Origin of the sequence: Streptomyces sp. LUP47B, assembly GCF_001746295.1 — a bacterium.
Taxonomy (GTDB): Bacteria; Actinomycetota; Actinomycetes; order Streptomycetales; family Streptomycetaceae; genus Streptomyces.
On record NZ_MJAH01000015.1, the window covers coordinates 250108 to 268617 of the forward strand.

Sequence of the window (18510 nt, forward strand, 5' to 3'; positions counted from 1 at the left end):
CCGCCCCCCGGCGAGGGACACTGGACCCATGTCCATTCACGAGAACCTTCTCGGGGGCCCGCCCCCGACCCACCTCCCCGACGACCCGGAGCCCCGTGAGCTCCTGGCCAACGGCACCGCGCCCGCGGATGTCGCCGCGAAGTACCCGACCTCCTCGCTGGCCTGGGCCCAGCTGGCCGACGAGGCGTTCGAGCGGGGCAGCGTCGTGGAGTCGTACGCCTATGCCCGTACGGGCTACCACCGCGGCCTGGACTCGCTGCGCCGCAACGGCTGGAAGGGCCACGGCCCGGTCCCGTGGGAGCACGAGCCGAACCGCGGCTTCCTGCGCGCCCTGCACGGCCTCGCCCGTGCCGCCGGTGCCATCGGTGAGCAGGCGGAGTACGAGCGCTGCTCGCAGTTCCTGAAGGACTCCTCACTCACGGCGGCCGAGACGCTGGGCTGATCCGTCACCGCTTTCCGGGCCCGCCTGTGTGACCAGGCGGGCCTTGCCATTTCCGGGGAGCATGGAAGAGGATGCCCGGCGGGGACCGGGGCCCCGTGTCGGTAACGGCAGGGCGGACCGCTACCCGGAGTACACAACAGGAGACAGCGATGTCGTCCCATGAGGCTCAGGAATCGCAGGAGCCGGAGACCCCGCATCTCGACTTCCAAGGCACGACGCCGTACGAGGACTACGTCAAGGCGGACGTGCTCACCCACCTCCAGCACACCCTCTCCGACGATCCCGGAGAGATGGTCTTCCTGGTCACGACCCAGGTCATGGAGCTGTGGTTCACCGTCATCGTGCACGAGTGGGAGACCGCGGCGGCCGCGCTGCGCTCCGACGACGTGCCCACGGCCGTCGCCGCGCTGAAGCGTTCCGTACGGGAACTGGAGGCGCTGACCGCCTCCTGGAAGCCGCTCGGCCAGCTGACGCCCGCGCAGTTCAACTCCTACCGCTCGGCGCTCGGCGAGGGTTCCGGCTTCCAGTCGGCGATGTTCCGCCGCATGGAGTTCCTGCTCGGCGACAAGTCCGCGTCCATGCTCGTCCCGCACCGGGGCGCGCCCCGCGTCCACGCCGAGCTGGAGAAGGCGCTGCACGAGCCGAGCCTGTACGACGAGGTGCTGCGGCTGCTCGCGCGGCGCGGGCACGCGATCCCGTCCGCCGTCCTGGACCGGGACGTGTCGCGCCGGTACGAGCCGTCGGAGGAGGTCGAGGCCGCCTGGACGGCCCTCTACTCCGGCCCCGAGAACGACGAACTGGCCCGCCTGGGCGAGGCGTTGACCGATGTCGCCGAGCTGGTGTGGCGCTGGCGCAACGACCATCTCGTCGCCACCCGGCGCGCGATGGGCTCCAAGGCCGGCACGGGCGGCTCCGCCGGGGTGGCCTGGCTGGAGAAGCGCGCGCAGAAGAACGTGTTCCCGGAGCTGTGGACGGCGCGGTCCCATGTCTGAACTGGTTTCGCGTGCGGAGAAGTTGGACGCTTCGGACGAACTGGCCGGCCTGCGCGCACAGTTCGTCCTGGACGACGTGGTGTATCTCGACGGCAACTCGCTGGGCGCGCTCCCGGCCGCCGTCCCGGGGCGTGTCGAGGACGTCGTACGCCGTCAGTGGGGGTCGCTCAGGATCCGGTCCTGGGACGAGAGCGGCTGGTGGACCGCGCCCGAGCGGATCGGTGACCGGATCGCCCCGCTGGTCGGGGCGGCGGCCGGGCAGATCGTGGTCGGCGACTCGACAAGTGTCAACGTCTTCAAGGCACTTGTGGGGGCCGTGCGGCTCGCGGGTGGACCGGACTCCGGTCGTGACGAGGTGATCGTGGACGCGACCACCTTCCCCACGGACGGCTACATCGCCGAGTCCGCGGCCCGGATGACGGGCTGCACCCTGCGGGCGGTGGCCCCGGCGCAGGTGCCGGGCGTGCTGAGCGGCCGTACGGCGGCCGTCCTGCTCAACCACGTCGACTACCGCACCGGGCGCCTGCACGACCTGCCCGGTCTCACGGCCGCCGTGCACGCGGCGGGCGCGATCGCCGTCTGGGACCTGTGCCACAGCGCGGGCGCCCTGCCGGTCGGTCTCGACGCGCACGGCGTCGACCTCGCGGTCGGCTGCACCTACAAGTACCTGAACGGCGGCCCGGGCTCACCGGCGTACCTCTATGTGCGCCGCGAGCTCCAGGACCGCTTCGACTCCCCGCTGCCGGGCTGGACCTCGCACGCCGACCCCTTCGGCATGAGCCCGTCCTACGCCCCTGCCGACGGCGCGCTGCGGGGCCGCGTGGGCACGCCGGACATCCTCTCCATGCTCGCCCTGGAGGCCGCGCTCGAGGTCTGGGACGGGGTGTCGATCGAGGCGGTGCGCGCCAAGTCCCTCGTTCTGACGGACTTCTTCCTGGAGTGCGTCGCGTCGTACGTCGGTGAGGGCCGCGTCGAGTGTGTGACCCCCCTGGCCCACGGGGAGCGGGGCAGCCAGGTCGCGCTGCGCTGCGAGGACGCGGGCGAGGTGATGGAGCGGCTCATCGAGCGGGGCGTGGTCGGCGACTTCCGGCACCCGGACGTGCTGCGGTTCGGGTTCACGCCGTTGTACGTCGGGTTCGCGGACGTGGAGCGGGCGGCGCGGGTGCTGGGGGAGACGCTCGTCCGCTGATCGCTCGTCGTGGCGTCGGGCCGGGGTGGCGTACACCCCGGCCTTCGCCGTCGCCACCGCCGCGTCCGCGCACGTCATCTGCCTGATAGCGTCCCGGCCAACGGCCGGATTCCCTTCCGGGAGGCTTCACGGTCCGTCAAATCCGTTTCACCGCTGAGAGGTTGGAGCATGCCGGACGACGCCGCAGCCCGTGCCGCCGCAGAAGCCCGTGCCGCGGCAGAGGAGGAGTCGGCCTTCTCGCACGCGGCGGTCGACCCCGACGTCACCGCGGCGTACGGCGCCGATCCCGACCAGGTGATCGACTTCTACGCCCCGCGCGAGGCGGTGTCTCCCGGGGGCGGTCTCGCGCCGCTCGTCGTCGTCCTGCACGGCGGGGCGTGGCGGGCTCCGTACGACCGGCGCCATGTGACCCCGTTCGCGGACTTCCTGGCGCGGCGGGGATTCGCGGTGGCCAATGTGGAGTACCGGCGGGGCGGGGTGTCCGTTCCGGGGCAGGGCGCTGCCGCCGGGGCCGTCGCGGGTGGCGTCGGCCCCGTCGCCGGGCGCTGGCCCGAGACCTTCGACGACGTGGCCGCCGCGATGGACGCGCTTCCGGCGCTCGTGCGGGAGTTCCTGCCGCAGGCCGACCCGCGCCGCATGGTGGTCACCGGTCACTCCGCGGGCGGTCACCTCGCGCTGTGGGCCGCGGCCCGGCACCTCCTGCCGGACGACGCCGCCTGGCGCATCGACCGCCCGGCTCCCTTGCGCGGGGTCGTCGCCCTGGCCCCGATCGCCGACTTCACGGTCGCCGAGAAACTGGACGTGTGCGGCGGGGCCTGCCGTCAACTCCTGGGCGGTGAGGAGGAGTTCACCGCGCGCGTGCCGTACGCCGACCCCGCCCTGCTGCTCCCCACGGGCATCGCGACCACGCTCGTCCAGGGCCGCGCCGACACGGTCGTCCCGCAAGCGGTCGCCGAGGCCTACGCCGACGCGGCGGCCAAGGCGGGCGAGGTGGTGGGCCTGACGCTGCTGGAGGACGTCGGCCACTTCCCCCTGATCGACCCGGCGGCGGACGCGTGCGCGGTGGTGGCGGAGGAGATCGCACAGTTGGCGTGGTGACGTCGGTTTCCGGCGTCTTTCCGCCCTTCCCGGCACCTGTCCGCCCCCTTCCCGCCTCCCGGTGATACCCGTAATACCTGAGAGCTACGACCTCAGAGAGCTCCCTGGCGTGACGCGGATGACAGTCTCCGCTCCGTAACTTCCCTTCCAGACAAGCCCGATGGCCGGGTGGACGGGGAGGGGCGAGGACTGTGGGGAGCAGCTCGAGGGGTTGGCGCGAGGGCCGCGGTGACGCGCGGCAGCACCTGGTGGACGACCGGCGCTTCCATCGATGGCGCCGGGCCCTTTTCGCCACCCTCATCACCGTCGCGGTGGTGGCCCCCCTCTCGGCGGCCGCCCGCCCGGAAATCCCCGCCCCGCCCCCGGCCGTCCTCCCGGGACTCACCGCCTCCACCCTCGACCGGGCCTACGCGGCCAACACCGCCAACGCGGCAGAGGCCGCCCGCATGGCCGCAACCCACGGGGACACCCACCGCGCCGAGGCGGATCGCGAGATGGCCGCGCCCGCCCGGCATCTGCTCGCCTTCGACGGCCGGGGCCCGGGAATGGCGACAGAGGTCCTCGGCGACCTCTCCCGCGCCGACCACGTGGCCGTCCTGGTGCCGGGCTCCGACACCTCACTGGACACCTACGACCGCTTCCGGGCGACGGCGACGGCCCTGCAGCGGCAACTCACCGGCACCGCCGACCACGGCACCCGGACCGCGGTGGTCGCCTGGCTCGGCTACCGCACCCCGGACACGATCAGCACCACGGTCCTGACCACGGACAGGGCGGACCAAGCGACCCCCCACCTGCGCGCGTTCATACGCCGACTCCAGGGCGTCGTCGGCCGCTCCACCACGGTCTCCCTCGTCTGCCACTCCTACGGCACGGTCGTCTGCGCCCGGGCCGCGAGCCACCTGGACATCGACGACCTGGTCCTCGTCGGCAGCCCCGGCACCGGCAAGGACACCGCCGCGGCCCTGCGCACCCACGCCCGGATCTGGGCGGCCAGGGGCAAGGACGACTGGGTCGGCGAGGTCCCCCATGTGAGGACCGACTTCTTCGGCGTCACCGTCGGCTTCGGCACCGACCCGGTCTCCCCGGCCTTCGGCGCCCACGTCTTCGCCGCCGGCGAGGGCGGCCACAGCGACTACTTCAGCCCGGGCTCGGTCTCCCTGAGCAACCTCGCCCGGATCGTCCTCGGAGACACCGCGGCGGTGACCCGTGCCTGAGACCCAGCGCATCCGGGGCGGCGTACGCGACGGCATACGTCACGGCATAGAGCACGGCGTTGACGGCATACGCCGGTCCGCCGGCCGGATCGACGCGGCGACGCCCGCCGGGCGGGACCGTGCCGTCGACGCCCTGCGCGCCTTCGCGATCCTCGGCGTCGTCCTGGGCCACTGGCTGGTGACGGCCCTGGTCGCCGACGGCGGCGCCCTGCATACCGCGAGCCCGTTGCAGCACATGCCCTGGCTGGCCCCGATCTCCTGGGCCTTCCAGACCCTGGCGGTGTTCTTCCTGGTGGGTGGCCATGTGGCGACACGCGGCTACACCTCGGCCCGCGCCCGTGGGACGACGTACGGACAATGGCTGACGAGCCGTCTGGCGCGGCTCTTCAAGCCGGTGGCGGTCGTCCTCATCCTGTGGACGGTGGCGGCGACGGCCCTGCTGCTGACGGGAGCTCAGTTCGAGACGGTCCGCACGCTGGTCAAGCTCGCGCTGTCCCCGATGTGGTTCCTCCTGGTCTTCAGCGCTCTGACGGCGGCGACCCCGCTGCTGCTGCGGCTCCACCCGCTGTGGCCGCTGGCCGTCGTCCTGCACGTGGACATCGTGCGCTTCGGGCTCGGCGGCCCGGACCGGCTCGGGTGGGTGAACCTGGCGGCCGGCTGGCTGGTGCCGTACACCCTGGGCGCCGCGTGGACGCGGGGCGACCTGGAGGGGCGGCGCGCCGGGTGGCTGCTGTTCGGGGGCGGTGCGGTGGTGACCGCGGTGCTCGTCGGGTGGGCGGGGTATCCGGCGTCGATGGTCGGGGTGCCGGGCGCCTCGGTCTCCAACCTGAACCCGCCGACGCTGGCCGCCGTCACCTTCGGACTGGCCCAGTGCGGTCTCGCCCTGCTGCTGCGTGACCGGTTGCGCAGCGGTATGCGACGCCCTGCGGCTTGGGCGGCGGTGGCGCTGGTCAACCTCTCCGCGATGACGATCTTCCTCTGGCATCAGACGGCGCTGATGGCCACCACGGCCACCGGCCTCGCCGCGGGCAGGTTGCCCGGCCTGCACACCGTCCCCGACGGACCGGGCTGGGTGGCGGCCCGGCTGGCCTGGCTCCCGGTGTTCGTCCTCGCCCTGGCGGTGTGTTGGTCGGCCTTCCGGTCCTTCGAGCAGGGGCCGCGCAGGGTCGGCGGCCGTCCGTCACGGGTGATCCGGGTCCACCGCCGTACGGAACCGGCCGCAGTGAAGGAGGCGCGGCGTGCCTAGGGTGGTCGGCGTGACGGAGACGGGGAGCCGGCAGCTGGTGGTCGGCCGTATACGGCGCTGGCTGCATGTGCTGCGCGAGGACCTGTGCACGCTCCGGGTCGATCCGCTGCCCCCGTCGGTGTGGCTGCGGTGGCTGCCGCACGGGGTGCTGTGCATGGTGGCCTTCGGGGTCACGTTCGACGCCGTGGCGCAACTCCCGGGCAGCGGCGGGGTGGGGCTCACACTCGCCTTCGCGATCGGTCTCGCACAGGGGGCCGCCGTCGTTTTCGCGCTGTGGCGGCCGGTCCCGGCGTGGTGGCTCTCGACCATCACCATGGTGGTCGGCGCCATCGAGGTGCGCCGCCAGTTGCTGGCCGGCGGCGCGCACGACTTCACCTGGCCCTGGAGCGCCGGCGGACTCATCGGGCACATGGCCGTGCTGCTGCTGCTCGCCCTGCGGGTGCCCATGCGCGTGGCCGTCGAGGCGCTGGCGGTGACCCTGCTTCTCACGTACCTCATCGAGGGCGTGCTGGGTGCGGCCGACTTCCAGCCCACAGGGGTGCTCGCAGTCACCCTGTTCACCGTGGTGGTGGTGCTGGGCACCGCCCTGCGCGGCCGCCGTGAGGCCCGCGCGGAGCTCGGCCGGCAGACCACCCTCACCGCGGAGGAGCGGGCCCGCCGCACCCTGCTGGAGGAGCGCAGCCGTATCGCGCGCGAGCTGCACGACGTCGTCGCCCACCACATGTCCGTCATCTCGATCCAGGCTCAGGTCGCCCCGCACCTCGTCGAGAACCCGTCCGAAGAGCTCCGGGAGAACCTCGACGGCATCCGGCAGAACGCGCTGGAGGCGCTGACCGAACTGCGCCGGGTCCTGGGCGTGCTGCGGGCCGAGCACCCCGAGACGCCGGAGCGGCCCGCCGACCCCGCCACCGGCACCGCGCCGCACGCCCCGCAGCCCACCCTCGACCGGCTCGACGCGCTGGTGGAGAACACCCGGGCGGCCGGAACGGCCGTCGAGGTCGATGTGCGAGGTGCCCGGCGGCCGCTGCCGCCCGGCGTGGACCTGTCGGCGTACCGGATCGTGCAGGAGGCGCTGAGCAACGTCCTGCGCCACGCGCCCGGCGCGACCGCCTCCGTCGCGCTCGTCCACTACGTGCACGGGGTGGACGTGCGGGTCGTCAACTCACGGCCCACCCGCAGCGTGCCGTCCTCCCCGGGCGCGGGGCACGGCCTGCTCGGCATGCGGGAGCGGGCCGCGATGCTCGGCGGCACCCTGCGCGCCGGCCCCCGGCCCGACGGCGGCTACGAGGTGGCCGCGTATCTTCCGACGGCACCCCCGGGCGCGCCCGACCAGGTCACCGACTCGAAGGACGACACCGCATGACGAGCGGCACGAGCAGCCCCATCCGCGTACTCATCGCCGACGACCAGCAGATGGTCCGGCAGGGCTTCAGCGTGCTACTGGGTGCCCAGCCCGGTATCGAGGTGATCGGCCAGGCGGTCGACGGCCTCGACGCGATCGCCAAGGTCGCCGAACTCGTCCCGGACGTCGTCCTGATGGACATCCGGATGCCCGAGCTGGGCGGCATCGAGGCCACCCGCCGCATCACGGGTGAGCGCCCGGAGATCAGGGTCCTGGTGCTGACCACCTTCGACCTCGACGAGTACGTCTACGAGGCGCTGCGGGCCGGCGCGTCCGGGTTCCTGCTGAAGGACGCCTCAGCCGAGCAGCTCGCCGAGGCGGTGCGGGTGGTGGCGGCCGGGGACGCCCTGCTCGCGCCCGGCATCACCCGGCGGCTGCTCGCCGAGTTCTCCCGCCTCGACAACCGGCCCCGCTCCCCGCTCAAGAGCCGGGTCGGCGAGCTGACCGAGCGGGAGACGGAGGTCCTCGCCCTGATCGCGCAGGGCCTGTCGAACGCGGAGATCGCCGAGCGGCTGGTCGTGGCCGAACAGACGGTGAAGACCCACGTGGGCCGCATCCTGGTGAAGCTGGGCCTCAGGGACCGGACGCAGGCGGCGGTGTTCGCGTACGAGTCGGGTCTGGTGCGACCGTCGGGCTACTGAGCAGCCGCCCTCCGGTACCCGTAGTACCTGAGAGGGACGCCGAAGGACCCGTCTCGCTGGTGACGACGGTGACCGCCGCCCGCGCCTACCTTTTTGACTGTGACCGAGACGACCGAGACATACATGACACCCCCGCACGGCGACAGCGGCGAGTTCGACGCGTACCAGCCCCGCAGCCCGGAGTTCAGGGCCGCCGTGGACGCCCTGCGTGGCCTGCGGCACGACTTGATCAGCGATGCGTTCGCCTATCGCCCGCTGCCCCCGATGCGCGTCGACAGGGGGCTCTCCCGCAGGTTGCCCGGCCGAGCGCGGGAGTACGTGGCCTGGACACCGCACGTGCTGATCACCGCGGCCGGCCTGGTCGCGATGCTCATCGGCTCGGCCAACAGTGACGCCGGCGAGATCACCAGTCTCTTCGTCGGCGTGCTCGCCCTGGCCCCGGTACTGCTGACCATGGTGCGGCCGGTCCTGGCCTTCTGGGTCTCGATGGGCGCGACCGCGGCCACCTACGCGGTGGCTTTCACCGCCTGGGACGAGTGGCCCTGGCTGGACGGCAGCTTCGCCTGCCACCTCATGGTGCTCACGCTGGTGGCCATACGCACCAGGCCGCGCACAGCGGCGTGGATGTGGCTGCTGACCGGGGTCTACGGCCTGATGTGGGAGGGAGCCTTCAGCGGCGGGCACTACAACAGCTCCGACACGGTGCAGCTGCTGTTCGTCTCCGCCCTGTCCCTGCTCGCCGTCAGCGTCTGGCACATACGCCGTGACGCCCAGGAGACGGTGACCGCCCAGCAGACGGTGACCGCGCACGAGCGCTCCCGCCGCACGCTGCTGGAGGAGCGCACGACCATCGCCCGCGAGCTGCACGACGTCGTCGCCCACCACATGTCGGTCGTCGCCATCCAGGCGGAAGCCGCGCCCTACCGGGTGGAGAACCCGCCCCCGGAGCTGGAGAAGGCGTTCGCCACCATCCGGGAGAACGCGGTGGCGGCCCTGACCGAGCTGCGCCGGGTCCTCGGAGTGGTCCGCGCCGAGGACTACGAAGCACCGGACGCCCCGCAACCCACCCTCGCCGACCTCGACGGGCTGCTCGACAATGTGCGGGAGGCGGGCCTGAGCGTCGACAAGGCGGTCACCGGGGCGGTGCGTGAACTCCCGCAGGGCGTCGAGCTGTCGGCGTACCGGATCGTCCAGGAGGCCCTGAGCAACACCCTGCGCCACGCCCCCGGGGCGAGCGCACGGGTCGAGATCGGATACGTCCTGGGCGGCCTGGGCCTGCGCATAGTCAACGGCCCGCGGCCCGAGCTGTCACTGCTGAAGCCTTCGCCCGGGGCGGGCCACGGCATCACCGGCATGCGGGAGCGGGTCTCCATGCTGAACGGCGAGATGACGGCGGGTGCCACGGACGAGGGAGGGTACGAGGTGGCGGTGTTCCTCCCGGTGCCGCTCAGGGACGAGGGTGACGCATGACGATCCGGGTCCTGGTCGCGGACGACCAGATGATGGTCCGCGAGGGTTTCTCCGTCCTCCTGAACGCGATGCCGGGCATCGAGGTGGTCGGCGAGGCCGTCAACGGCCGCGAGGCGGTCGACCGGGTCCGTGAACTCGCACCCGACGTGGTCCTGATGGACATCCGGATGCCGGAGCTGAACGGCATTGAGGCGACCAGGGAGATCGTCGCGGCGGACGGCACGGCGAAGGTCCTGGTCCTGACGACCTTCGACCTCGACGAGTACGTCTACCAGGCCCTGCGCGCGGGAGCCTCGGGCTTCCTCCTGAAGGACGCCTCGGCCCGTCAACTCGCCGAGGGGGTAAGGGTGGTGGCCTCCGGCGAGGCCCTCCTCGCACCCTCGGTCACCAAGCGCCTGATCACGGAGTTCTCCAAACTCTCCGAGTCCCCCCGCCTCATGTCCTCGGCGCACTCGGCCTACGGCGACCTCACCGACCGCGAGACGGAGGTCCTGATCCTGATCGCGCAGGGCCTGTCGAACTCGGAGATGGCCGAGCGGCTGATGGTCGCCGAGTCGACGATCAAGACCCACGTCAGCCGCATCCTGGTGAAACTGGGTCTCAGGGACCGTACGCAGGCGGCGGTGTTCGCGTACGAGGCGCGGCTGGTGACGCCGGGGTAGGGGGTGCGGTCCTCTCGGCGGCGTGGCGTGGCGTGTTGGCGGCTTGGCCTCAGTCCTCCAGGCGGACCGGCATCAGGATCGAGAAGCCGCTCTCGTCGTCGGGTCGGCGGATCGCGATCGGCGCCGTGGGGGCGGTGAGCTCCAGGACCAGCCGGTCCCGGGCTCCGGCGGTCAGTGCGTCGAGCAGGAACTCGCGGTTGACCGCGACGCGGTCCGGGTCGTCGGCGTCACCGTCGGCGCAGAGGACCACCGTGCCGTCATCCGTCACCCTGAGCACGCTGAGGTCATGCGTTCCGGTCTCGTCGCGGCGGACAGGACCCGTTTCCAGGGCCTCCCGGAAGTCCGCGAGCTCGACGAGGGCGCGGCGGTCACCGGTCTGGGGGAGGAGACGACGGTAGTCGGGGAAGTCGTGGTCGAGACACTGGCCGGCCGTCTGCCTGTCCCCGGCCTCCAGTGTCACGCGGTCCCCGTCGAGGGAGAGCCGCACGGATCCCTCGCCGTGCGCCAGCGCACGCATCGCGTCGGCGAGCGGGGTGGGCACGATGACCTGCACCCGGCTCCCGTCGTGTGCGTCGACGGCGGCCCTCGCGACGGCCAGGCGGTACCGGTCGGTGGCCACGACATGGAGGGTCTCGCCCTCGATGTCGAACAGGAGCCCGCCGAGCATGGGCAGTTCCGGGTCGGTGCTCACCGCGAAACGGACGGTGTCCAGCGCGGCCGCCAGTTCGGGTGCGGCGATGGTCAGCCGGAGGGTGGCGCTGCGGAGCGAAGTCATGGGGTTCTCCTGTTGATCGAGTAGCACTCGGAGTGCGGAGAACTCGCGGCGGGCATCGGACAGCCCCTGTTCGAGGCGGCGCAGGTGCGCCTCGAGCAGTTTCCGGACCAGATCGTTGTCCGTGCCGGACCAACTGGCCAGCACCAGGCGGATGTCCGCCAGCGGCATCCCGGCCCGGCGCAGGCGGGCCAGCAGCAGGGCCTCTTCGAGCTGCTCGGGCTCGTACCAGCGGTACCCGCTCACCGGATCCACCCAGGCCGGCACGAGCACCCCGGCACGGTCGTAGAACCGCAGGGCGCTCACACCCAGTCCGCTGTCGCGAGCCATCTCGCCAATGCTGCGCATGTCGTTCTCCACGCCCTGAACTCTGGGCCCTGCACAAGGTCGAGGGTCAACTCGGCTCGGGCACGTCAACAGGCTGGTGGGGCGCTGCTCGTTCAATCGCGGTGTGGGGTCCGCTTCCTGGACCAGGCGGTGGCGTCGGCTCCGTAGCGAGTCAGGAGCTGTGCGAACTGGGTCCGCTCCTCCGGTGACCAGGCTGCGGTGATCTCCAGGAACGCTTGTCGCTGTTCGGCGGCGAAGCGGTTGCGTTCGGCCTCACCGTGCTCGGTGAGTTCGAGCACGGTGCGGCGTCCGTCGGACTGGGATGCCGCCCGCCGCAGCAGACCGTCCGCTATGCAGGCGGCGACGGTCCTGCTGGCCACCGGCTGCGCGACGCCCATCTCGGCGGCAAGCCCGCCGACGGTCGTCTCGCCCGGAGCGTCGGCGATGACGTTGAGCACGAGGTTGCGGGAAAGGTCCTTGCTCGATGCCGGTACGCGTCGCCGCAGACGGGACAGCGCCGGGCCGATCTGATCCAGAGCCGGGTCGTCGGGGGGCTGCTCGGAGGAGGACGTGCTGCTCATGTGCCGAGTCTAGGTCCGACCGGCACATTTGCATACCGCTCGATAAGTGCATAGCGTTAGGTATGTAAATCTTGGACGAGCCAGGAAATGAGGCGGATCGCCATGGCGCTCACCGCGATCACCAACGCGCAGATCTTCGACGGGGAGAAGGCGGTCGGCGTGCGGACCGTGGTCATCGACGGCGGGAAGATCGCCCGCGTCGGTGGCGAGGCTCCCGAGGGCAGTGAGATCGTCGACGGCAGCGGCGCCACCCTGCTGCCGGGACTCATCGACGCTCACGTCCACTCCGCCCCGGGCTCCCTGGCGCTCGCCCTGCGGTTCGGGGTGACGACCGAACTGGAGATGCAGGGGATGAACACCCGGGAGAACCGGGGGGCCATCACCGACGACGACGCGCAGGCCGACGTGCGCTCCTCCGGCTTCGCCATCACACCGCCCCGTGGTCACCCGAGCGAGCTGATGCCCGAAGGGTTCCGGCCCAAGTGGGACCTTCCCCCGGTGATGCCCCTGATGCCGTTCTCCACCACACCCGAGGAGGCCGCCGCTTTCGTGCCGCAGCTCCTCGCCCGGGGCTCCGACTTCATCAAGTTCATGATCGACGACGGCAGCGTGGAGGGACATCCCGGGCTGCCCGTGCTCGACCAGGCCACCGTGCACGCCGGTGTCGCCGAAGCCAAGAAGTACGGCGCACTGACCGTTGCCCACGCGCTGACCGTGGAGGCCACCAGGACAGCCGCCGAGGCCGGCGTCGACGGCGTCACCCACGTGTTCATGGACCAGCCGCACACCGCCGAGATCATCAGCCTGATCAAGGACTCGGGCATGTTCGTCATCCCCTGCGTCACTCTCAACGCTTCGATGATGGGGATCACCGGCGGCGAACTTGCCGACGACCCGCGGGTCGCCGCACGCCTCGACGCCGCCTGGGACCGGACCCTGCGCTCCAGCTACGACCGCTACCCGCAGGGCAAGCTCCACGACGTGTACGACACCGTGCGCGCGCTGGATGCCGCCGGTGTCGACGTGCTGGCCGGCACCGACGCCTCCATACCCGAGACGTTCTTCGGGGGCCTGGCACACGGAGCGAGCCTGCACCAAGAACTGCAATACCTGGTGGCGGCCGGCCTCACACCCGAACGGGCCCTGCGCGCGGCCACGGCGACCACGGCCCGCCGCTTCCGCCTCAGCGACCGGGGCCGCATCGCCGAGGGCCTCCGCGCCGACCTCCTGCTGGTCGACGGCGATCCGACCAGCAACATCAGCGACACCCTCAACACCCGTGCCGTCTGGCGCCGCGGCACCCGCCTGGCGGCATGACCGCGGTCCCTCCCCTTCGAGGGAGGGGCTGAAGGAGTCGTCGCTGGACCCTTCGGAGTCCCGGGACGAAGGAACTCTGATGAACTGGCGAAAGTCCACCTACTCAGGCGGCGGTGAGGGCAATATCTGCGTCGAGATCGCGGAGGCGGGTCCCCGAATAGCCGTCCGCGACCCAAGGCCCCGGCCCGAGCCACCCTCTCCTTCCCCACCCTCTCCTTCCCCACCCCCGCCTTCACCGCCCTCATCGACCACCTGAAAGAACACCCCTGGTCAGAAGGCCGCCTCCCGGGCTAGCGTCCCCGTATGACCGCCTTCGATCCCTGGGACCCGGCGTTTCTCGCCGACCCCTACCCCGCCTACGCCGAGCTCCGCGCCCACGGCCGTGTGCAGTACTACGAGCCCACGAACCAGTGGCTCGTCCCGCACCACGCGGACGTCTCCGCGCTGCTCAGGGACCGCAGGCTCGGGCGGACCTATCAGCACCGGTTCACGCACGAGGACTTCGGGCGTACGGCACCGCCGGCGGAACACGAGCCCTTCCACACGCTCAACGATCACGGGATGCTCGACCTGGAGCCCCCGGACCACACCCGGATCCGGCGCCTGGTGTCGAAGGCGTTCACGCCGCGTACGGTCGAGCAGCTGAGGCCGTACGTGACCAAGCTGGCCGGTGAGCTGGTGGACCGGCTCGTCGCGGAGGGCGGCGGTGATCTGCTCACCGATGTCGCCGAGCCGCTTCCCGTCGCGGTGATCGCCGAGATGCTGGGGATCCCCGAGTCCGACCGGGCGCCGCTCAGGCCCTGGTCGGCGGACATCTGCGGGATGTACGAGCTGAACCCTCCGGAGGACGTGGCGGAGAGGGCCGTACGGGCGTCGGTCGAGTTCTCCGAGTACCTGCGGGAGCTGATCGCCGAGCGGCGCAAGAACCCCGGGGACGACCTCATCTCGGGGCTCATCGCCGCCCACGACGAGGGTGACCGGCTCACCGAGCAAGAGATGATCTCCACCTGCGTCCTGCTGCTCAACGCGGGCCACGAGGCCACCGTCAACGCCACGGTCAACGGCTGGTACGCCCTGTTCCGGAACCCGGAGCAGCTGGCCGCGCTGCGCACGGATCACTCCCTCGCCCCCCGGGCCGTCGAGGAGCTCATGCGCTACGACACCCCCCTCCAGCTCTTCGAACGCTGGGTCCTGGACGAGATCGAGGTCGACGGGACGACGATCCCGAGGGGTGCCGAGATCGCCCTGCTCTTCGGCTCCGCCAACCACGACCCGGCCACTTTCCCGAACCCCGAGCGCCTCGACCTCACCCGCGCCGACAACCCGCACATCTCCTTCAGCGCCGGCATCCACTACTGCATCGGCGCCCCCCTGGCCCGTATCGAGCTGGCCGCCTCCATGACGGCCCTGCTGGAGAAGGCCCCGACGCTGACCCTGGCGGCGGAGCCGCAGCGCAAGCCGAACTTCGTGATCCGGGGACTGGAGGGTCTGCGCGTCCACACCGCTTGAACACGGCTGACCGGCTGACGCAACAGCCGTTACTCAGAACGCAGTTGAGTACGCGTGCTCATACCCGGCGCTCGCCGCGCGGCCAGTATTGGAACCACGGCGCCGACGAGAGCGCCGGTGGGATCCAACTGAGTGTGTCGGGAGAATTTCTCATGTCGCGTCGTATCGTCGTGTCCGTCGCTGCCGGTGTCGTCGTCCTCGGAGGTGCCGGTGCCTTCGCCCTCGCCTACGCCGGGGACCAGTCGCCGGCGCTGGCGCACAGCACGGCTCGCTACACCGCTCCCGCCGCCGACCGCGACGGTTCGTTGACCTTCACCACCGACGTCACGGCGTCCTCCGACGTCAAGAGCGTGAAGGTGCTGGCCTGGCCGGCGAACTCGTCCTTCGCGAAGAAGGGGCTGACGGCCAAGGACATGGCCGGTGTCGAGTCCGCCGTCTGCAAGTCCTCGGGCGGGGACGTCGAGCGGTGCACCTACAAGGTGGCCGTCACCCGCGCCGACGCCGAAGGCTCCCCGAAGGGCCAGTGGCACGTGGCCGTCCTGGTCACCGCCAAGGACGGCGACACGACCCTGGACACCAAGGCCGCCGACTTCACGGTCGCCTGAGCCGAACGTAGACATCATCGTGGCGAACGAGCCGTGGCGGATGTCGGTGGACGGCGAGGAGTTCGAGGTCAGCCGGCCGGACGGCAGACCGGGAACCTACAACTTCACATGGCTGACCGGGCCCAACCCCGGATACGGGTTCGGGTTCAGCACCCACCCACCGGTGCCCGCCGACAGGGAACAACTGGAAGAGGCCGTGCGGGACTTCCTCGCGCAGGTGGACCCCGACACCGGCCACATCGAGTGATCACCGGTACCGGGTCGCAGCCGCACCGCTCGCCGAGGCCATCAGTCCTCCCTCGGCCGTCGCCGGCCCGTCAGCCGCACCAGCAGGGTGAGGACCAGGAGCGGCAGGAAGGCTCCGCCCAGCACCACCAACGGCAGCTCCGTCAGCAGGACCGAGAGATCCATGCCCTCGTTCTCGAAGCCGCCGCCCAGGTGGCGCCGGGTGCGGGGCATGGACAGCCACAGCAGCGGGGCCGCGGTCGCCCCCGCCGCCGACAGCGCGCAGCCCCCGCAGGTCACTCCATCCATATGCCGTTTCATGACTGGAGGGACGAGCGTCGCCCGGCCGCGGTTCAGGTCGTCAGGTCCCGGCGCCGCAATGCCGCCAGGCCCCCGGCCACCAGTACCGCCGCGAGCGCGAGCAGTACCAGTACCGGCCCCCACTCCATGTCCCCGCCCGGCAGCTTCGGCAGGTGGCCGAAGGGGGACAGGTCCAGGACCGTCCGCGGGACGTCGAGGGCCGGGCCGACCCAGCCGATCAGCAGCACCGCCCCGGCGACTCCCCAGGCCAGCGGAGCGACGCGCGGGGCCAGGCCGTACAGCAGGACCGCCAGTCCGCCGACCACCCACACCGCGGCCACCTGCACCAGGCACGCGCCCACAACGGGGCCGACCTCCTTGCCGTAGCCCACGGCGAAGCCGAGACCCGCGAGCAGCATGATGAGCGCCGAGCCTCCGAAGGCGATCACCAGGTGGCCCGAGGCCCACCGCAGGCGGCCCACCGCGTTCGCCAGCACCGGTTCCGCCCGCATCGACGTCTCCTCACCGTGCAGCCGCAGCACCGACGCGACGACGTACAGCGCGGCCACCAGCCCCAGCATCCCGGTCATCGAGGCGAGGAAGGCGTCCGTGATCCCGGAGTGTCCGCCCATCCGCTCGAAGATCTCGCGGGCCTTCTCGTTGTCGCCCACCAGATCGGCCACGCCGTCCGTCAGGCCGCCGTAGACCACCCCGGCCAGGAAGAACCCGACCGACCAGCCGAGCACGCTGCCCCGCTGGAGCCGCCAGGCCAACGCCCCTGCCGTGCCCAGGCGGCCGACCGAAGGTCCCGGGCGCGTCGGCACGAAGCTCATGCCCACGTCCCTGCGGCCCGCGAGGACGTAGGCCAGTGCCCCCTGGCCCGCGATCGCCGCCGCGAACAGCAGCAGCACCCACCAGCGTTCGCCCGCGAAGGGGCGCAACTGCGACAGCCAACCGAGCGGCGACAGCCAGGTCAGAACGGACGACCCGTCGGTGGAGGCCGCGTCCCCCGACGCCCGCAGCACGAAGGCCACGCCCAGCACTCCCGCCGTCAGGCCCCGGGCCAGCCGCGCGCTCTCCGTCAGCTGCGCGATGATCGCGGCCATCGTGGCGAAGAGCATGCCCACGGCGGCGAGCCCCAGGCCGAACGCCAGCGCGCCCATCACTCCCTGGTCCGCCAGACCCGCCGTCACCAGCAGGGCCGGCACACCGCTCGCCACCCCCGCCGCCAGCAGCGCCGCCGTCAGCGAGGCCCGTCGGCCCACCACGCCCGAGGAGAGCAACTCCTGCCGCCCGCTCTCCTCCTCGTCACGGGTGTGGCGTACGACGACCAGGAGACCGGTGACGGCGGCGAGCGCCCCCGCGTAGACGCCGACGCGCCAGGCGGTGAGGGCGCCGAGGGAGTCGTCGAAGACGGGGCCGATCAGTGCGCGGAAGGACGAGTTGGTGGCCACCTGGCGCAGCAGGTCGGCGCGCTCCGCCTCGGTGCCGTACATGCCCTTGAGGGTGTTCGGCATGGACAGGACCATCAGGGTGTTCACCGCCACCCACGCCGGGATCATCAGCCGGTCGCGGCGCAGGTTGAAGCGGAGCAGGACGCCCGTGCCCACCAGGGAGGTCATGACGTCGCCTCCTCGTTCTGGTAGTGCCGCAGGAACAGTTCCTCCAGCGTCGGCGGCGTCGACGTCAGCGAGCGCACCCCCGACTCGCTCAACTGCCGTAGCACCGCGTCGAGTCCGTCCGTGTCCACCTGCAGCCGGACCCGACGGCCCTGGACGTCGAGGTCGTGGACGCCCGGCAGATGTGCCAAACCGTTGGGGGTGCCCGCGAGTTCGGCCGTGACGCTGGTGCGGGTCAGGTGGCGCAGGTCGGCGAGGGAGCCCGTCTCGACCGTGCGGCCGCGCCGGATGATGCTCACCCGGTCGCACAACTCCTCGACCTCGCTGAGGATGTGGGACGACAGCAGGACCGTACGGCCGCGGTCCCGCTCCTCCTCGACACAGCGCTGGAAGACCTCCTCCATCAGCGGATCCAGACCTGATGTCGGCTCGTCCAGGATCAGCAGGTCCACGTCCGAGGCGAACGCGGCGACCAGGGCGACCTTCTGGCGGTTGCCCTTCGAGTAGGTGCGGCCCTTTTTGGTGGGGTCCAGCTCGAAGCGTTCGATCAGCTCGGCTCGCCTGTCGAGATCGAGGCCGCCGCGCAGACGGCCGTAGAGGTCGATGACCTCGCCGCCGGAGAGATTGCGCCACAGCGTCACGTCCCCCGGGACGTAGGCGATCCGGCGGTGCACCTCGACCGCGTCGGCCCACGGGTCGCGGCCGAGTACCTGCGCGGCGCCTGAGTCGGCGCGCAGCAGGCCGAGCAGGACGCGGATGGTGGTGGACTTCCCGGCGCCGTTGGGGCCGAGGAAGCCGTGCACCTCGCCGGTGGTCACCTCCAGGTCGAGCCCGTCGAGGGCCGGGGCGCCGCCGAACGACTTGTGGAGACCGGAGACGGTGATTGCCTTCGTCAT

At 71.7% G+C, this 18510-nt stretch carries 20 protein-coding genes; 15 read left to right on the top strand and 5 right to left on the bottom strand.

From position 1 onward, the window contains the following. Positions 1-28 precede the first annotated feature (28 nt). The 10 genes from BFN33_RS36585 to BFN33_RS36630 all read left to right on the top strand — a co-directional run bounded on the left by BFN33_RS36585 (position 29) and on the right by BFN33_RS36630 (position 10359). Positions 29-442, top strand: coding sequence for a DUF3151 domain-containing protein (locus tag BFN33_RS36585; RefSeq protein WP_057614715.1), 414 nt, complete (start codon positions 29-31; stop codon positions 440-442). 149 nt (positions 443-591) lie between these two features. Further along, on the top strand, positions 592-1434 hold the full coding sequence (locus BFN33_RS36590; protein WP_069764496.1) for a tryptophan 2,3-dioxygenase family protein: 843 nt from the start codon (positions 592-594) through the stop codon (positions 1432-1434). Continuing rightward, positions 1427-2623, top strand: coding sequence for a kynureninase (kynU, locus tag BFN33_RS36595; protein ID WP_069764497.1), 1197 nt, complete (start codon positions 1427-1429; stop codon positions 2621-2623). Before BFN33_RS36590 ends, kynU begins: the two co-directional genes overlap by 8 nt. A 168-nt stretch (positions 2624-2791) precedes the next feature. Then, positions 2792-3721, top strand: a complete 930-nt coding sequence (locus BFN33_RS36600; RefSeq protein WP_069764498.1) for an alpha/beta hydrolase — start codon at positions 2792-2794, stop codon at positions 3719-3721. A 245-nt stretch (positions 3722-3966) separates the two neighbouring features. Then, positions 3967-4938: an alpha/beta hydrolase gene (locus BFN33_RS36605; protein WP_069764710.1), complete on the top strand. Its 972-nt coding sequence runs from the start codon at positions 3967-3969 to the stop codon at positions 4936-4938. Positions 4939-4948: 10 nt separating this feature from the next. Further along, on the top strand, positions 4949-6184 hold the full coding sequence (locus BFN33_RS36610) for an acyltransferase (protein WP_069764711.1): 1236 nt from the start codon (positions 4949-4951) through the stop codon (positions 6182-6184). 10 nt (positions 6185-6194) lie between these two features. Further along, positions 6195-7547 carry a sensor histidine kinase gene (locus tag BFN33_RS36615; RefSeq protein WP_069764712.1) on the top strand — a complete coding sequence of 451 codons (1353 nt, stop codon included), beginning with the start codon at positions 6195-6197 and terminating at the stop codon, positions 7545-7547. Next, on the top strand, positions 7544-8227 hold the full coding sequence (locus BFN33_RS36620; protein ID WP_069764499.1) for a response regulator transcription factor: 684 nt from the start codon (positions 7544-7546) through the stop codon (positions 8225-8227). Before BFN33_RS36615 ends, BFN33_RS36620 begins: the two co-directional genes overlap by 4 nt. A 99-nt stretch (positions 8228-8326) precedes the next feature. Beyond that, positions 8327-9697: a sensor histidine kinase gene (locus BFN33_RS36625; RefSeq protein WP_256122954.1), complete on the top strand. Its 1371-nt coding sequence runs from the start codon at positions 8327-8329 to the stop codon at positions 9695-9697. Beyond that, positions 9694-10359, top strand: a complete 666-nt coding sequence (locus tag BFN33_RS36630; protein ID WP_069764500.1) for a response regulator transcription factor — start codon at positions 9694-9696, stop codon at positions 10357-10359. Before BFN33_RS36625 ends, BFN33_RS36630 begins: the two co-directional genes overlap by 4 nt. Before the next feature lie 49 nt (positions 10360-10408). On the opposite strand, the gene BFN33_RS36635 is transcribed toward BFN33_RS36630, so the two are convergent. Together BFN33_RS36635 and BFN33_RS36640 are read right to left on the bottom strand one after the other, a co-directional pair. Then, a complete protein-coding gene (locus BFN33_RS36635; protein WP_079141211.1) occupies positions 10409-11479 on the bottom strand; it encodes a MerR family transcriptional regulator in 1071 nt (356 codons plus the stop codon). Between the two features lie 92 nt (positions 11480-11571). After that, positions 11572-12039, bottom strand: a complete 468-nt coding sequence (locus BFN33_RS36640) for a MarR family winged helix-turn-helix transcriptional regulator (protein WP_062049298.1) — start codon at positions 12037-12039, stop codon at positions 11572-11574. Positions 12040-12141: 102 nt separating this feature from the next. On the opposite strand from BFN33_RS36640, the gene BFN33_RS36645 reads away from it, so the two are divergent. The 5 genes from BFN33_RS36645 to BFN33_RS36660 all read left to right on the top strand — a co-directional run bounded on the left by BFN33_RS36645 (position 12142) and on the right by BFN33_RS36660 (position 15717). Next, entirely contained in the window at positions 12142-13356 is a 1215-nt protein-coding gene (locus BFN33_RS36645; RefSeq protein ID WP_069764502.1) for an amidohydrolase family protein, read from the top strand. A 79-nt stretch (positions 13357-13435) separates the two neighbouring features. Continuing rightward, a complete protein-coding gene (locus BFN33_RS50480; protein WP_079141189.1) occupies positions 13436-13612 on the top strand; it encodes a DUF397 domain-containing protein in 177 nt (58 codons plus the stop codon). Positions 13613-13659: 47 nt separating this feature from the next. Next, the gene (locus BFN33_RS36650; RefSeq protein ID WP_069764503.1) at positions 13660-14865 is read left to right on the top strand and encodes a cytochrome P450; all 1206 of its coding nucleotides are present in this window, start codon (positions 13660-13662) and stop codon (positions 14863-14865) included. Between the two features lie 152 nt (positions 14866-15017). Next, positions 15018-15470: a DUF5707 domain-containing protein gene (locus BFN33_RS36655; protein ID WP_069764504.1), complete on the top strand. Its 453-nt coding sequence runs from the start codon at positions 15018-15020 to the stop codon at positions 15468-15470. Positions 15471-15489: 19 nt separating this feature from the next. Continuing rightward, positions 15490-15717, top strand: coding sequence for a hypothetical protein (locus BFN33_RS36660; protein ID WP_256122955.1), 228 nt, complete (start codon positions 15490-15492; stop codon positions 15715-15717). A 41-nt stretch (positions 15718-15758) separates the two neighbouring features. On the opposite strand, the gene BFN33_RS36665 is transcribed toward BFN33_RS36660, so the two are convergent. Genes BFN33_RS36665 through BFN33_RS36675 form a run of 3 tightly spaced genes read right to left on the bottom strand, consistent with a single transcriptional unit; the run spans position 15759 to position 18510 of the window. Next, positions 15759-16004 (bottom strand): hypothetical protein, encoded by a 246-nt coding sequence (locus BFN33_RS36665; RefSeq protein WP_256122956.1) that lies wholly within the window; start codon positions 16002-16004, stop codon positions 15759-15761. 44 nt (positions 16005-16048) lie between these two features. Next, positions 16049-17617 carry an ABC transporter permease gene (locus tag BFN33_RS36670; protein ID WP_069764507.1) on the bottom strand — a complete coding sequence of 523 codons (1569 nt, stop codon included), beginning with the start codon at positions 17615-17617 and terminating at the stop codon, positions 16049-16051. Next, entirely contained in the window at positions 17614-18510 is an 897-nt protein-coding gene (locus tag BFN33_RS36675) for an ABC transporter ATP-binding protein (RefSeq protein ID WP_069764508.1), read from the bottom strand. The genes BFN33_RS36670 and BFN33_RS36675 overlap by 4 nt, the downstream gene beginning before the upstream one ends.

Bases quoted from the DNA above. Each gene is read 5' to 3' on its own strand.
- BFN33_RS36590 (WP_069764496.1), top strand. From the start codon at position 592: ATGTCGTCCCATGAGGCTCAGGAATCGCAGGAGCCGGAGACCCCGCAT.
- BFN33_RS36675 (WP_069764508.1), bottom strand. From the start codon at position 18,510: ATGACGAAGGCAATCACCGTCTCCGGTCTCCACAAGTCGTTCGGCGGC.
- BFN33_RS36635 (WP_079141211.1), bottom strand. From the start codon at position 11,479: ATGCGCAGCATTGGCGAGATGGCTCGCGACAGCGGACTGGGTGTGAGC.
- BFN33_RS36585 (WP_057614715.1), top strand. From the start codon at position 29: ATGTCCATTCACGAGAACCTTCTCGGGGGCCCGCCCCCGACCCACCTC.
- BFN33_RS36655 (WP_069764504.1), top strand. From the start codon at position 15,018: ATGTCGCGTCGTATCGTCGTGTCCGTCGCTGCCGGTGTCGTCGTCCTC.
- BFN33_RS36620 (WP_069764499.1), top strand. From the start codon at position 7,544: ATGACGAGCGGCACGAGCAGCCCCATCCGCGTACTCATCGCCGACGAC.
- BFN33_RS36665 (WP_256122956.1), bottom strand. From the start codon at position 16,004: ATGGATGGAGTGACCTGCGGGGGCTGCGCGCTGTCGGCGGCGGGGGCG.
- BFN33_RS36670 (WP_069764507.1), bottom strand. From the start codon at position 17,617: ATGACCTCCCTGGTGGGCACGGGCGTCCTGCTCCGCTTCAACCTGCGC.
- BFN33_RS36645 (WP_069764502.1), top strand. From the start codon at position 12,142: ATGGCGCTCACCGCGATCACCAACGCGCAGATCTTCGACGGGGAGAAG.
- BFN33_RS50480 (WP_079141189.1), top strand. From the start codon at position 13,436: ATGAACTGGCGAAAGTCCACCTACTCAGGCGGCGGTGAGGGCAATATC.
- BFN33_RS36640 (WP_062049298.1), bottom strand. From the start codon at position 12,039: ATGAGCAGCACGTCCTCCTCCGAGCAGCCCCCCGACGACCCGGCTCTG.
- kynU (WP_069764497.1), top strand. From the start codon at position 1,427: ATGTCTGAACTGGTTTCGCGTGCGGAGAAGTTGGACGCTTCGGACGAA.
- BFN33_RS36630 (WP_069764500.1), top strand. From the start codon at position 9,694: ATGACGATCCGGGTCCTGGTCGCGGACGACCAGATGATGGTCCGCGAG.
- BFN33_RS36600 (WP_069764498.1), top strand. From the start codon at position 2,792: ATGCCGGACGACGCCGCAGCCCGTGCCGCCGCAGAAGCCCGTGCCGCG.
- BFN33_RS36650 (WP_069764503.1), top strand. From the start codon at position 13,660: ATGACCGCCTTCGATCCCTGGGACCCGGCGTTTCTCGCCGACCCCTAC.